Below are 13,312 nucleotides of genomic sequence, written 5' to 3'. Positions count from 1 at the left end.
CGCCCCCTCCAAACGCGCAGCCCTTCTAGCCCCCGACGCCTACTCCCTTCGAGCAGCCGAAGAAACGCTGGACCTGCTCTCGCCCCCGGACGCCCCGGCACCTGTCGCGGCACCACCTGCGCCGATCGCACGCGCAGAGCCTGCGGCCCCTCGGCCGAACGGACGCGGTCGAAAACCGGCAGCGCCGCCTGCCTTGAAAACCCAGGTCGAAGTGCCTCTGACTCCCACAGCACCTTCTGCCCCGCAGGCGCGGCAAACACGGGCGCCCGATACACCGCCCGCGGCCAACGAGCCGACGAGAGCCTCACCCGTCGCCAGCGCTCGCCGGCGTGGCACGGGCAAATCGGCCCACAACGGCCCGGCGCGCCTGTTCGTGCTGGACACCAATGTGCTCCTGCACGATCCCACGAGCCTGTTCCGTTTTGAGGAACACGACATCTTCCTGCCGATGATCGTGCTGGAAGAGCTGGATGGTCACAAGAAGGGCATGACCGAGGTCGCGCGCAATGGTCGACAGACCAGCCGCACCCTGGACGCCCTCGTGGCGCAGCAGGGCGGCGACATGACCAAGGGCCTCAAGCTCGCGGCCACGGGCCACCAGTCGGCGCGCGGCTTGCTGTTCTTCCAGACCGAGCCACTGGACAGCAACCTGCCCGCCAGCCTGCCACAGGGCAAGGCCGACAACCAGATTCTGGGCGTGGTGCATGCGCTGCGCGATCGCCACCCGGAGCGCGAAGTCATTCTGGTGTCGAAAGACATCAACATGCGCGTCAAGGCCCGCGCCCTGGGCTTTGCCGCCGAGGACTACCAGAACGACAAGACGCTGGACGACGGCGAGCTGTTGTATGCCGGTGCGCTGGCGCTGCCTCAGGACTTCTGGACGCGCCAGAGCAAGACCATTGAAAGCTGGCAGAGCGGCAGCCACACCTTCTACCGCGTCAGCGGCCCGGCGGTGGGGCAGTTCTACATCAACCAGTTCGTCTACTTCGAGGCACCAGGCGAGCCCTCGCTCTATGCCCGCGTGACCGAGATCCGCGACAAGACCGCGGTGCTCAAGACCTTGAAGGACTTCACCCACCTGAAGAATGCGGTGTGGGGTGTGACCAGCCGCAACCGCGAGCAGAACTTCGCGCTCAACCTGCTGATGGACCCCGAGATCGACTTCGTCACGCTGGCGGGCACGGCCGGCACCGGCAAGACCTTGATGGCCCTGGCCAGTGGCCTGACCCAGGTGCTCGACGACCGCCGCTACACCGAGATCATCATGACCCGCGCGACCGTGAGCGTGGGCGAGGACATCGGTTTCCTGCCGGGCACCGAAGAAGAAAAGATGGGCCCCTGGATGGGCGCGCTCGACGACAACCTGGAGTTCCTCGCCAAGGGCGATGGCGGCAACGCGGGCGAATGGGGCCGCGCGGCCACCAACGAGCTCATTCGCAGCCGCATCAAGGTCAAGAGCATGAACTTCATGCGCGGCCGCACTTTCATGAACAAGTACGTGATCATCGACGAGGCGCAGAACCTGACGCCCAAGCAGATGAAAACCTTGATCACGCGCGCCGGCCCGGGCACCAAGATCATCTGCATGGGCAACCTGGCGCAGATCGACACGCCCTACCTTACCGAAGGCTCGTCGGGCCTGACGTTCGCGGTCGACCGTTTCAAGGGTTGGCCGCACGGTGGGCATATCACGCTGGCACGTGGCGAGCGCTCGCGCCTGGCCGACTTTGCCAGTGAAGTGCTCTGAATCCCGAGCGTTCTCTCTCCAACAAAAAACCCGGCGCCTGCCGGGTTTTTTGTTGGACGCGCCGCATCAGTAGTCGCTGCCGCCGCCCATGCCGCCACCCGCCAGGCTTTCGAAACGGGTGAGCATGTTCAGGAACGCCAGCTTCACCGTGCCGGTGGGTCCGTTACGCTGCTTGCCGATGATGATCTCGGCCACGCCCGGCTCCTTGCACGCGTCCCGGGTGTAGTACTCGTCGCGGTAGATGAACATGATGATGTCCGCATCCTGCTCGATGGCGCCGGACTCTCGCAAGTCCGACATCATGGGGCGCTTGTCGGTGCGCTGCTCGACCGATCTGTTGAGCTGGGACAGCGCGATCACCGGACATTGCAGCTCCTTGGCCAGCATCTTCAAACCCCGTGAGATCTCGCCGAGTTCTGTGGCGCGGTTGTCACCGCTGCTTCCGCCGGAGCCGCTCATCAGCTGCAGGTAGTCGACCACGATGAGGCCCAGCTTGCCGCACTGCCGCGCCAGTCGGCGGGCGTTGGCGCGCAATTCGCTGGGCGTGAGGCCCGGCGTCTCGTCGATGTGCAGTGACACCGTGCGCAGTTTCTCGATGGCCTCCGTCAGGCGAGGCCATTCGTCGTCGGTGAGCTTGCCGGTGCGCAGATGTCCCTGGTTGATCCGACCGATGGAGCCGACGACACGAACCGCCAGCTGCGCCGCGCCCATTTCCATAGAGAACACCGCGACGGGCAGTCCCTCGTTCAACGCCACATGCTCGGCGATGTTGATCGCAAAGGCCGTCTTGCCCATGGAGGGACGCGCCGCCAGCACCACAAGGTCGCCGGCCTGCAAGCCAGACGTCATGCGGTCCAGATCGATAAAACCGGTAGGGACGCCCGTCACATCCGCGGGGTTGTCGGCCATCTCCTGCACACGGTCCAGAAGGTCGACCACGAGCTTGTCCATGCTCTGGAAGCCGTCCTTCATCCGCGAGCCCTCCTCGCCGATCTTGAAGACCTTTTGTTCGGCTTCATCGAGGATCTTGGCCACCGGCCGCCCCTGCGGATTGAAAGCGGCGGTCGCGATCTCGTCGCTGGCGGCCACCAGTTTGCGCAGGATCGCGCGCTCGCGAACGATCTCGGCGTAGCGGCGGATGTTCGCGGCGCTGGGCACGTACTGCGCGAGCGAGTTGAGGTACGCCAAGCCACCGGCTTCTTCGGCCTTGCCCAGGTTCTGCAAGTGCTCGAACACCGTCACCACGTCGGCGGGTTTGCTCCCATTGACCAGGGTCGCGATCGCGGAATAGGCCAGCCGGTGCTCGTGCCGATAGAAATCGGAGTCGTTGATCAGGTCGGCCATGCGGTCCCAGGCGCCGTTGTCGAGCAGCAGCCCGCCCAACACGCTGGATTCGGCTTCGATCGAATGCGGAGGAACACGCAACTGGGCGACCTGACGGTCGCCCAAGGATTCTTCAAAACCCGCGTCAAAGTCGGGGAAGGGACTCGAAAAGGCAGTGGACATGGAGGGTTCGCAGCTAAAGAGCGATGGTACGCCCCGGGGCATCGATCGGGGGTGGACAACCCTGTGGAAATCCGGTGTGAATCGGGTGCAGAACGCGGGATAACAATCGCGGGTCACGCCGCCAGAAAAAAAGCCGCTGCCCGAAGGCAGCGGCTTTTCTGCAGAACGCTGCGGGGACTCAGGCGGTTTCGCCGAGCACCGACACGTTCACGTCCACCGTCACATCGGTGTGCAGGTTGACGCTCACGGTGTAGTCGCCCACGTTCTTCAGCGGGCCGTTGGGCATGCGCACTTGCGACTTGGCCACGGCGAAGCCTTGCTTGTTCAGCTCTTCGGACACGTCGTGGTTGGTCACGGAACCAAACAGGCGGCCATCGACGCCAGCCTTTTGCGACAGCTTGACCGTCACAGCGGACAGCTTTTCGCCCAGGGCTTGCGCTTCGGCGTGTTTGGCGGCAGCCACCTTTTCGAGTTCCGCACGGCGGGTTTCGAATTCGGCAATGGCGTTCTGGGTAGCGCGGCGGGCACGGCCGGTGGGGATCAGGAAGTTACGGGCGTAGCCGTCCTTGACCTTGACCACATCGCCCAGGGCGCCGAGGTTGACAACTTTGTCGAGCAGGATGATTTGCATGTCAGGCTCTCTTTCAGACGCGGTGTTGGTCGCTGTAGGGCAGCATGCCCAGGAAGCGAGCGCGCTTGATGGCGGTGTTGACCTGGCGCTGGTAGAAGGCACGGGTGCCGGTCAGACGCGCGGGGATGATCTTGCCGTTTTCGGCGATGAAGTCACGCAGGACGTCCACGTCCTTGTAGTCGACTTCTTCGACATTGGCCACGGTGAAGCGGCAGAAGCGCTTGCGCTTGAAGAGCAGCGACTGGGTGTTGCGCTTGGGGCGCTTGTCTTTGTTGAAACGTTTGGGTGCAGCCATGATGGGCCTTCCTATGTTTTGCTGAAATCTTGGATGTGGAACACCACGCCTTTGCCGTTGCGCTGGTTCGTCATGAAACCGTGAAACTCACAAACCGCGTCGAGCCCCTGTCGGGACAGAACTTCAGCCTGGGCACCGAAGGCCACGGCCCTCAGTTGCAATTTCACTTGCCGGGGTGTATCCATCTCGACGACCTGGGACTCGTGTTCAAGCACGAGGTTGACGGCCGGGATGCCTGCCGGTGTGTAACGCAGGCTCTGAACCTGCACGACCACGGCGGACAACTGAAGAAGATTCACCCGATGACGACGTCACGCCGCGGGCTTACGCGGCGGCCTGTTCCTGCGATTGATGGGACGGGGCGGGCTGTTGAAGCTTGCGGGCTTCTTCGCGCTCGACCGACTTCATCATGGCCGAAGGACCGGTGTCGGCCTTCTTGCGCAGCACGGTGAGGTGGCGCAGGACCGCGTCGTTGAACTTGAAGGCGTGCTCCAGTTCGGACATCACGGCTTGATCGGCCTCGATGTTGACGCACAGGTAGTGGGCCTTGGACAGCTTGTTGATCTGGTAAGCCATCTGGCGACGACCCCAGTCTTCAACCCGATGGATCTTGCCGCCGCCGGCGGTGATCATGCCCTTGTAACGCTCCAGCATGGCCGGAACCTGTTCGCTTTGATCCGGGTGGATCAGCAAAACGATTTCATAGTGACGCATAGACACTCCTTCAGGATGAGCCGTGCAATGAAGCACAGCGGGTTCAGCCACCCGCCGCGTCTGGAAGCGGTGTGGCAAGGCGAAAAGCCTGCGATTATAGCCCGATGCGGCTGGGACCGCTCAGCGGTCGTTCAGGGCGTCGTCCAGGGGCACGTACTTGGCCGCGCCCACGGCGTCCTTGATCCGCGGGGCCACGGCCAGCAGTTGCTCGTAGTTGCCGGCCGCTTCCACTGCGAGGTTCAACCGGAAACCGCGCAGGCCCAGCTCGGCGGTGAGGCGGGTGGCGATCGGGTAGGCATCCTGGTAGCGCTGCATGGGGCTGCGCGCCTTGTGCTCCTTGACCGCCTCTTCCTTGGCGGACGCCGCAGCGACTTCTTCCACGGACGGCTGGGGCGCCTCGTCGGCAATCAAACCCAGCTCGAACAAGCGCTCGATGTCTTCCTCGGCCACACCCATCGCGGCCGACGCGGTCAGCACGTCCTTCATGGAGCGCTTGCCGTCGATGAGGATGAAGACCGACCGTTGCCGCGGCGTCAAAGGTACCGAACGGTCTTTCAAGACCCGTTGTCCTGCTTCGGTTTTCACAATGCTCATGGTGGTCTTCAATGCGGAAGTTCGACAAAACGAGCTTTACATGCCGGGATCGGTATTTGAATTGGGGTTTATCCATACGGTTGCCACCAAAAAAATGGCCCGCACAGGGCGGGCCATTTGAAGAACGTGGCTCCCCGCAACAGCAAGGGAGCACGACTTTCGTCGTCAGTCTTTGGCGTAGATGTCCACGTCCTTGGTCTCACGGATGAAGATCATGCCGATGATGAACGTGCCCGCAGCGACGATCACCGGGTACCAGAGGCCGTAGAAGATGTCCCCGGTCGCGGCCACCATGGCGAAGGCCGTGGTGGGCAGCAAGCCGCCGAACCAGCCGTTGCCGATGTGGTACGGCAGGCTCATCGAGGTGTAGCGGATGCGGGTGGGGAACATCTCGACCAGCATGGCCGCAATAGGACCGTAGACCATGGTCACCAGGATGACGAGGAACACCAGGATCACCAGCACCATGCCCTTGTTCATCTTCGCCGGGTCGGCGGCAATGGTCAGGCTTTCGGCCTTGGCAACGTCGGTCAGCTCCTTGCGGAAGTCGCCGATGGCCTTGGCGCTTTCGGCGTTAAAGCCGTCGCGCTTCTCGTTGAGCACACCCACTGGCGAGTTCAACACCTTGGCACCCAGCGTGACCGTTGCGGGGGCACCGGCTGGGCCCTGAACGCTGGTGTAGGGGATGTAGGCCTGCGTGAGCGCGCGCTTGGCGATGTCGCACGAGGTGCGGAAATCGATGTCGCGTGCGATCGGGCTGCCCTGGAACGAGCATTCCTTCAGGTCGGCCGTCACCGTCACCTTGTTGGCCTGCTGTGCGGCCACCAGCGCCGGGTTGGCGTAGTTCAGCAGCATCGGGAAGACCGTGAAGTAGGTCAGCGCGGCGATCAGGCAGCCCGCCATGATGATGGGCTTGCGGCCGATCTTGTCGGACAACACACCGAAGACGACAAAGAAGGGCGTGCCGATGAGCAGCGATGCGGCGATCAGCAGGTTGGCCGTCGTGGCGTCGACCTTGGCGATCGTGGTCAGGAAGAACAGCGCGTAGAACTGGCCGGTGTACCAGACCACCGCCTGGCCAGCGGTCAGGCCCAACAGCGCCAGGATCACGACCTTGAGGTTCTTCCATTGGCCGAAGGATTCGGTCAGCGGCGACTTGGAGGTCTTGCCTTCGGCCTTCATCTTCTGGAACGCGGGCGACTCGGAGAGGCTCAGTCGAATCCAGACCGAGATGGCCAGCAGCAGGATGGACACCAGGAACGGAATGCGCCAGCCCCATTCGCCAAACTCCTTGTCACCCATGGCCGTGCGCACGCCCAGGATCACCAGCAGCGACAGGAACAGACCCAGCGTGGCCGTGGTCTGGATCCACGAGGTGTAGGCGCCCCGCTTGCCGTGTGGCGCGTGCTCGGCCACGTACGTTGCGGCACCACCGTACTCACCACCGAGCGCCAGGCCTTGCAGCATGCGCAGGATGATGAGGATGATGGGAGCGGCCATGCCGATGGAGGCGTAGCTGGGCAGCAGACCCACGATGAACGTGGACGCGCCCATGATCAGGATGGTCACCAGGAAGGTGTACTTGCGCCCGATCATGTCGCCCAGGCGGCCGAAGAAGATCGCGCCGAAAGGCCGCACCAGGAAGCCCGCCGCGAAGGCCAGCAAGGCAAAGATGTAGGCGGAGGTGGCGTCCAGTCCGGAGAAGAACTGGCGGGCGATGATGGCTGCGAGCGAGCCGTAGAGGTAGAAGTCGTACCACTCGAAAACCGTTCCGAGAGAAGAGGCGAAGATGACCTTCCTCTCCTCCTTGGTCATCGGTGCAGAAGCACTGGCCGTTGAGGTTGCCATGATGTTGAAGTCTCCTAAGTTGGTGGCGGGCACAAAATGCCATCGCAGTGTTTTAGGAGCGTCTGACTGGAACCTGACATACGCGGCTCTGCGCGCGCAGACCCCCGCAGAATCGGTGTAAACCCCTAAGCCTCGGCGGCCTTGCGGCGCTGCAACAGGCTCAGGACGGCGATCACGATCAAGCCCACGGGCACGCCGAACACGCCGGCCGACAAGGGCTGGATGCCGAACCACAGATCCTGCCCACCACTCACGCCGAAGAAGGCGCGCACGCTGGGCGCGTTGATCATCATGTAGGCCACGGTGGTGCCCAGGCCCAGCAACATGCCCGCCACCGCGGCCGAGGCGCTCGTGCGGGACCAGAAGATGCCCATGATCATGGCGGGCACGAAGGCCGAGGCCGCGAGCGAAAACGACGAGGTCACCAGCGGCAGGATTTCCGCGGGCTTGAGCGCGGCAACGAACGCCGCCAGCGTGGCCACGCTGAGCAGCGCAAACTTGGAAAGAATCACGCGCTGCTCCGGCGTGACGTTGCGCTTGACCTCATGGCAATAGGTGTCGCGCACCAGCGAATTGCTGATCGTCAGCAGCAGGCCATCGGCGGTGGACAACGCGGCGGCCAGGCCGCCCGCGGCCACGAGCCCCGACACCACGTACGGCATGCCGCCCAGCTCGGGCGTGGCCAGCATGATCACGTCGGCGCCCAATCGCAACTCACCGAATTGCAGGATGCCGTCGCCATTGACATCGCTCACCGAGATCAGCGAGCCATCGAGCCGCGACCACTGCGCGATCCACGCGGGCAAGGCGTCGAAGTTGCTACCCACCACGTTCTGCATCACCTCGAACTTCACCAGCACCGCGAGCGCCGGCGCGCTCAGGTAGAGCAGCGTGATGAAGAACAGCGACCACGCGACAGATTCGCGCGCGGCGGCCACGGACGGCGTGGTGTAGTAGCGCGTGAGCAGGTGCGGCAGACCCGCGGTGCCCACCATCAGGCAGAACATGAGCGCCAGGAAGTTGGCGCGCGACGATTGAAACGCCGCGCGCTCGGCCGGTGTGCCATCGGGGTCGCCGGCAAAGGCCTGGCTGTGCGGCATGAGTCCACCGAGCGGGCGGGACCTTTCTTCGCTTTCCTGCATGGCACGCGTCCAGCGCTCGCGCGCCGTCGGCACGTCGGGCGGCAACGCGGCCAGCTCGCGCGTGGCGGCGATCACCAGTTCCATGTCGGCGTTCTGCGACTTGAGCGTGCGCACGCGCTCCTGCTTGGCCGCGCGTTCGCGCTTGAGCGTGCCCTCCACGTCCTGCAACCACACGGCGTACTCGCGCGCGCGCCGGCCGAACGCTTCCTGCACCTGCTTCTCGGCGGGTGACGCGAGCAACTCCTGTTCCAGTTTGGCGATCTTCGTCAACTGCTCGCCGTACACCAGCGGTGCAAGCGGGTTGCCCACCTGCTTGTAGGCCAGCCAGGACACCGGGATGAGGAAGGCCAGCAGCAGGATGATGTACTGCGCCACCTGCGTCCAGGTGATGGCGCGCATGCCGCCCAGGAACGAACACAGCACCACACCACCCAGGCCGAGCATGATGCCGATCTCGAACTGCACACCCGTGAGCCGCGAGGCCACCAGGCCGATGCCGTAGATCTGCGCGACCACGTAGGTGAAGGAACACAGCACCGCCGAGAACGCGGCGATGCGGCGCGGCCAGCGGCCGCCGAAGCGCACCTCGAAATAGTCGGGCACCGTGTAGAGGTTGAGCTTGCGCAGGTGCGGCGCGATGAGCAACGCCACCAGACAGAACCCACCCGTCCAGCCCAGCACATAGGCCAGGCCGCCGGCCTGCCACTCGGTGCCGCCGAAGCCCTGCAGGTACAGCCCGCCGGCCAGGCTGATGAAGGACGCCGCGCTCATCCAGTCGGCCGCCGCCGCCATGCCGTTGTAGACCGGTGGTATGCGCCGCCCGGCCACGTAGTACTCCTCCGGCACGGCGGTGCGGCCGTAGATGCCGATGCCGCCGTACATCATCACCGTGGCAAAGAGGAAGATCGGCCCGAGCCAGCGCCGGGACAGCCCGCTCTGCTCGGCCCAGGCCATCAGCAGCAGGAAGGCGATCAGCGCGACGACGTAGAACGCCAGGATGCGGTGCAGCCGGCGCTTGTAAGCCGCGTAGGCGGGTGCATCAGCCATCGTCCCGAGCGCCCTCTTCTTCTTCGGCCTCCAGCCGGCTCATGACGGTGGCGTAGACCACCACGATGGCGATGAACACCAGGACCGCGCCCTGGGCCGCCATCCAGAAGTGCAAGGGCCAGCCGTTGACGATGAAGCTCAGGTCGCGCGCGAAGAAGCAGACACCGAAGGACGCCAGAAACATGACCGACAACAACACCGCCTTGAGCACCAGGGCGCGGCGGTCGTGTTCGTCGGTCGGGGGTCGCTCGGACATCGCCGGATCATCGCATTGCAATGGCCGGCGATGCCTAGGTGTTTGCTCGGAACGTCCGCGCCGTGGCGGTCAGCCCTTGGCCAGCTGCTTCCAGGTGTCGACCACGCTGTCGGGGTTGAGCGAGATCGAGCTGATGCCCTCGTCGCGCAGCCACTCGGCGAAATCGGGGTGGTCGCTGGGGCCCTGGCCGCAGATGCCGACGTACTTGCCTTCGGCCTTGCAGGCGCTGATGGCCATCGTCAGCAAGGCCTTGACGGCCGGGTCGCGCTCGTCGAAGTCTTTCGCCAGCAGCTCCAGGCCCGAGTCGCGGTCCAGGCCCAGCGTGAGCTGCGTCAGGTCGTTCGAGCCGATCGAGAAGCCGTCGAAGAACTTGAGGAAGTCCTTGGCCAGCACGGCGTTGCTCGGGATCTCGCACATCATGATGACCTTGAGGTCGTTCACGCCGCGCTTGAGGCCCTTCTCGGCCAGCAGCCCGGTCACACGTTCGGCCTGGGCCAGCGTGCGCACGAAGGGCACCATCACCTGCACGTTGGTCAGGCCCATGTCTTCGCGCACGCGCTTGAGCGCTTCGCACTCCATGGCAAAGGCCTCGCGGAATTCTTCGCTGACGTAACGCGCCGCGCCACGGAAGCCCAGCATCGGGTTCTCTTCCTCGGGCTCGTAGCGCGAACCGCCGACCAGCTTGCGGTACTCGTTGCTCTTGAAGTCCGACAGGCGCACGATCACCGGGCGGGGCCAGAAGGCCGCGGCAATGGTGGCCACGCCTTCGGCGACCTTGTCGACATAGAACGCGCGCGGCGAGGCGTGGCCGCGTGCCACGGACTCGACGGCCTTCTTCAGGTCGGCGTCGATGTTCGGGTAGTCGAGGATCGCCTTCGGGTGCACGCCGATGTTGTTGTTGATGATGAACTCCAGCCGCGCCAGGCCCACGCCGCCGTTGGGGATCTGGGCGAAGTCGAAGGCCAGTTGCGGGTTGCCCACGTTCATCATGATCTTCACGTCCAGCGGTGGCATTTCGCCGCGCTGCACTTCGGTGATCTCGGTCTCCAACAGACCGTCGTAGATGTTGCCGGTGTCGCCCTCGGCACAGCTCACGGTGACGAGCGTCCCGTCCTTGAGCAGTTCGGTGGCGTCGCCGCAGCCGACCACGGCCGGAATGCCGAGTTCGCGCGCGATGATGGCCGCGTGGCAGGTGCGCCCGCCGCGGTTGGTCACGATGGCGCTGGCGCGCTTCATCACCGGCTCCCAGTTCGGGTCGGTCATGTCGGTGACGAGCACGTCACCGGGCTGCACCTTGTCCATCTCGCTGATGTTGTGCACCAGGCGCACCGGGCCGGTGCCCACCTTCTGGCCGATCGCGCGGCCGCTGGCCAGCACGGCGCCCTTGCCCTTGAGCTTGTAGCGCACCTCGGTCTTGCCCGCGCTCTGGCTCTTCACGGTTTCGGGGCGGGCCTGCAGGATGTAGATCTGGCCGTCGCTGCCGTCGCGGCCCCATTCGATGTCCATCGGGCGGCCGTAGTGCTGCTCGATCACCAGCGCGTATTTCGCCAGTTGCTCGACGTCGGCGTCGCTCAGGCTGTAGCGGTTGCGCTGTTCCACCGGCACGTCCACGGTCTTGACCAGCTTGCCGCTGGCGGCCTTTTCTTCGGGCGTGCTGAACACCATCTGGATCAGCTTGCTGCCCAGGTTGCGGCGGATCAGCGCGCGCTTGCCGGCTTTCAGCATGGGCTTGTGGACGTAGAACTCGTCGGGGTTCACGGCGCCCTGCACCACCGTTTCGCCCAGGCCGTAGCTGGAGGTGATGAAGACCACGTCTTCAAAGCCGCTTTCGGTGTCGATGGTGAACATGACGCCGGCCGCGCCGGTGTCGGAGCGCACCATGCGCTGCACGCCGGCCGAGAGCGCCACGTCGGCATGGGCGAAGCCCTTGTGCACGCGGTAGCTGATGGCGCGGTCGTTGTAAAGGGAGGCGAACACCTCCTTCATCTTGTGCAGCACTTCTTCGATGCCGATCACGTTGAGGAAGGTTTCCTGCTGGCCGGCGAAGGACGCGTCGGGCAAGTCTTCGGCGGTGGCCGAGGAACGCACGGCGAACGAGGCCTGGGTGTTGCCCGCGCTCAGGGTGACGAACGCATCACGGATGGCTTTTTCCAGATCGGCCGGAAACGGCTGGTTCTCGACCATGGCACGGATTTCGGCGCCGGCTTCGGCCAGCGCGCGCACGTCTTCGGTGTCGAGCTTGTCCAGGCGCGCGTTGATGCGCTCGGTCAGGCCGTCGTGCTTGAGGAACTCACGGAAGGCGTGGGCGGTGGTGGCAAAGCCGGTCGGCACCTTCACGCCGGTGGGCAACTGCGAAATCATTTCGCCGAGGCTGGCGTTTTTACCGCCAACGGACTCGACGTCGCTCATTCGCAACTTTTCGAAAGGGACGACGAGATCGGTCGCTCCAAACAACTGGGACATGGGAAAGCTCCTAAGGTTAAAAAACCGGGGGCTCCCTGGGTCAGCGGGCGACCTGTAGTTCTGTTATGGGTCTGACGCCGGGCAGGGAAACAGATACGAGGGGGCCGGCGGCCGATAATGGGCGCCAGCAAAACACCCAGCATTGTAAGGACGCGGCACCATGGCCCATCGGACGGTCTTCTTCATCTCGGACGGCACCGGCATCACCGCCGAAACTTTCGGTAACGCCATCCTGAACCAGTTCGAGACCCAGATGCGCCGGGTTCGGCTGCCGTTTCTGGACAATGTGGACAAGGCTTACCAGGCGGTGCGCCAGATCAACCACGCCGCCGATCTGGAGGGCACCCGCCCGCTGGTCTTCACCACCGTGGTCGACCTGGAAGTGCTCAACGTCTTTCGCACGCAGTGCAAGGGCGTGCTGCTCGACATGTTCGGCACCTTCATCGCACCGCTGGAGCACGAACTGGGCATCAAGTCCAACCACCGTGTGGGCCGTTTCTCCGATGCATCCAAGAGCCAGGCCTACCACGACCGCATCGAGGCGATCAACTTCTCGCTGGAACACGACGACGGCCAGAGCCACAAGGACCTGGAAGGCTCCGACGTGATCCTGGTCGGCGTGAGCCGCAGCGGCAAGACGCCGACCTCGCTCTACCTGGCCATGCAGTACGGTCTGAAGGCATCGAACTACCCGCTGATTCCCGAGGACTTCGAGCGCCGGCAATTGCCACCCGCGCTGGTGCCGCACCGCAAGAAAATCTTCGGCTTGACGATCGCGCCCGAGCGCCTGAGCGAGATCCGCAACGAACGCCGCCCCAACTCGCGCTACGCCCAACTCGCGAACTGCCGCATGGAGGTGAGCGAGGCCGAAGCGATGATGCGGCGCGAAGGCATTCGCTGGCTCTCGACCACCACCAAGTCGATCGAAGAGATCGCCACCACGATCCTCCAGGAAATCCGGCCCGAGCGGCTGGAGTACTGAGCCCGCGCCCGCGTCAGAGAGACGTCAGCTAGCGCTCGAAGAATGCGCGGGCTCAGTACTCCAGCCGCTCGGGCCGGATTTCCTGGA

At 64.3% G+C, this 13,312-nt stretch carries 12 protein-coding genes; 2 read left to right on the top strand and 10 right to left on the bottom strand.

Features of this window, described 5'->3' with window-relative positions:
* A partial coding sequence (locus FFS09_RS29745) for a PhoH family protein (protein WP_137922512.1) occupies window positions 1-1,747 on the top strand: 1,747 nt, incomplete at its 5' end.
* Window positions 1,748-1,813: 66 nt separating this feature from the next.
* Here FFS09_RS29745 and dnaB read toward each other — a convergent pair.
* The 10 genes from dnaB to ppsA form a co-directional block, all read right to left on the bottom strand.
* Window positions 1,814-3,253 (bottom strand): replicative DNA helicase, encoded by a 1,440-nt coding sequence (gene dnaB, locus FFS09_RS29740; RefSeq protein WP_252374569.1) that lies wholly within the window; start codon window positions 3,251-3,253, stop codon window positions 1,814-1,816.
* A 178-nt stretch (window positions 3,254-3,431) separates the two neighbouring features.
* On the bottom strand, window positions 3,432-3,884 hold the full coding sequence (gene rplI / locus FFS09_RS29735; protein ID WP_137922511.1) for a 50S ribosomal protein L9: 453 nt from the start codon (window positions 3,882-3,884) through the stop codon (window positions 3,432-3,434).
* Window positions 3,885-3,897: 13 nt separating this feature from the next.
* A complete protein-coding gene (rpsR, locus tag FFS09_RS29730) occupies window positions 3,898-4,179 on the bottom strand; it encodes a 30S ribosomal protein S18 (RefSeq protein ID WP_086119488.1) in 282 nt (93 codons plus the stop codon).
* An 11-nt stretch (window positions 4,180-4,190) separates the two neighbouring features.
* A complete protein-coding gene (gene priB / locus FFS09_RS29725; RefSeq protein WP_137922510.1) occupies window positions 4,191-4,478 on the bottom strand; it encodes a primosomal replication protein N in 288 nt (95 codons plus the stop codon).
* 25 nt (window positions 4,479-4,503) lie between these two features.
* Complete coding sequence (gene rpsF, locus FFS09_RS29720; RefSeq protein ID WP_137922509.1) at window positions 4,504-4,893, bottom strand: 30S ribosomal protein S6; 390 nt, start codon at window positions 4,891-4,893, stop codon at window positions 4,504-4,506.
* A 120-nt stretch (window positions 4,894-5,013) separates the two neighbouring features.
* The gene (locus FFS09_RS29715; RefSeq protein ID WP_137922508.1) at window positions 5,014-5,487 is read right to left on the bottom strand and encodes a hypothetical protein; all 474 of its coding nucleotides are present in this window, start codon (window positions 5,485-5,487) and stop codon (window positions 5,014-5,016) included.
* A 165-nt stretch (window positions 5,488-5,652) separates the two neighbouring features.
* Window positions 5,653-7,335, bottom strand: coding sequence for an MFS transporter (locus tag FFS09_RS29710; RefSeq protein WP_137922507.1), 1,683 nt, complete (start codon window positions 7,333-7,335; stop codon window positions 5,653-5,655).
* Between the two features lie 125 nt (window positions 7,336-7,460).
* A complete protein-coding gene (locus FFS09_RS29705) occupies window positions 7,461-9,524 on the bottom strand; it encodes a VC_2705 family sodium/solute symporter (RefSeq protein ID WP_137922506.1) in 2,064 nt (687 codons plus the stop codon).
* Complete coding sequence (locus FFS09_RS29700) at window positions 9,517-9,780, bottom strand: DUF4212 domain-containing protein (protein WP_137922505.1); 264 nt, start codon at window positions 9,778-9,780, stop codon at window positions 9,517-9,519. Before FFS09_RS29700 ends, FFS09_RS29705 begins: the two co-directional genes overlap by 8 nt.
* 69 nt (window positions 9,781-9,849) lie before the next feature.
* Complete coding sequence (ppsA, locus tag FFS09_RS29695; protein ID WP_137922504.1) at window positions 9,850-12,243, bottom strand: phosphoenolpyruvate synthase; 2,394 nt, start codon at window positions 12,241-12,243, stop codon at window positions 9,850-9,852.
* 160 nt (window positions 12,244-12,403) lie between these two features.
* Here ppsA and ppsR point away from each other — a divergent pair, with 160 nt between their 5' ends.
* Window positions 12,404-13,225, top strand: a complete 822-nt coding sequence (ppsR, locus tag FFS09_RS29690) for a posphoenolpyruvate synthetase regulatory kinase/phosphorylase PpsR (protein WP_137922503.1) — start codon at window positions 12,404-12,406, stop codon at window positions 13,223-13,225.
* The last annotated feature ends 87 nt before the right edge of the window (window positions 13,226-13,312 follow it).

Source organism: Hydrogenophaga sp. 2FB, from assembly GCF_005503365.1.
In the GTDB taxonomy this organism is placed as follows: Bacteria; Pseudomonadota; Gammaproteobacteria; order Burkholderiales; family Burkholderiaceae_C; genus Hydrogenophaga.
The sequence above is the reverse complement of the archived record's forward strand: the minus strand, read 5'-3'. Positions and strand labels throughout refer to the sequence as shown.

What these genes read in the sequence shown, in the direction of transcription:
- dnaB (WP_252374569.1), bottom strand. Translation starts at nt 3,253, where the DNA reads ATGTCCACTGCCTTTTCGAGTCCCTTCCCCGACTTTGACGCGGGTTTT.
- rplI (WP_137922511.1), bottom strand. Translation starts at nt 3,884, where the DNA reads ATGCAAATCATCCTGCTCGACAAAGTTGTCAACCTCGGCGCCCTGGGC.
- rpsR (WP_086119488.1), bottom strand. Translation starts at nt 4,179, where the DNA reads ATGGCTGCACCCAAACGTTTCAACAAAGACAAGCGCCCCAAGCGCAAC.
- rpsF (WP_137922509.1), bottom strand. Translation starts at nt 4,893, where the DNA reads ATGCGTCACTATGAAATCGTTTTGCTGATCCACCCGGATCAAAGCGAA.
- FFS09_RS29715 (WP_137922508.1), bottom strand. Translation starts at nt 5,487, where the DNA reads ATGAGCATTGTGAAAACCGAAGCAGGACAACGGGTCTTGAAAGACCGT.
- FFS09_RS29710 (WP_137922507.1), bottom strand. Translation starts at nt 7,335, where the DNA reads ATGGCAACCTCAACGGCCAGTGCTTCTGCACCGATGACCAAGGAGGAG.
- FFS09_RS29705 (WP_137922506.1), bottom strand. Translation starts at nt 9,524, where the DNA reads ATGGCTGATGCACCCGCCTACGCGGCTTACAAGCGCCGGCTGCACCGC.
- FFS09_RS29700 (WP_137922505.1), bottom strand. Translation starts at nt 9,780, where the DNA reads ATGTCCGAGCGACCCCCGACCGACGAACACGACCGCCGCGCCCTGGTG.
- ppsA (WP_137922504.1), bottom strand. Translation starts at nt 12,243, where the DNA reads ATGTCCCAGTTGTTTGGAGCGACCGATCTCGTCGTCCCTTTCGAAAAG.
- ppsR (WP_137922503.1), top strand. Translation starts at nt 12,404, where the DNA reads ATGGCCCATCGGACGGTCTTCTTCATCTCGGACGGCACCGGCATCACC.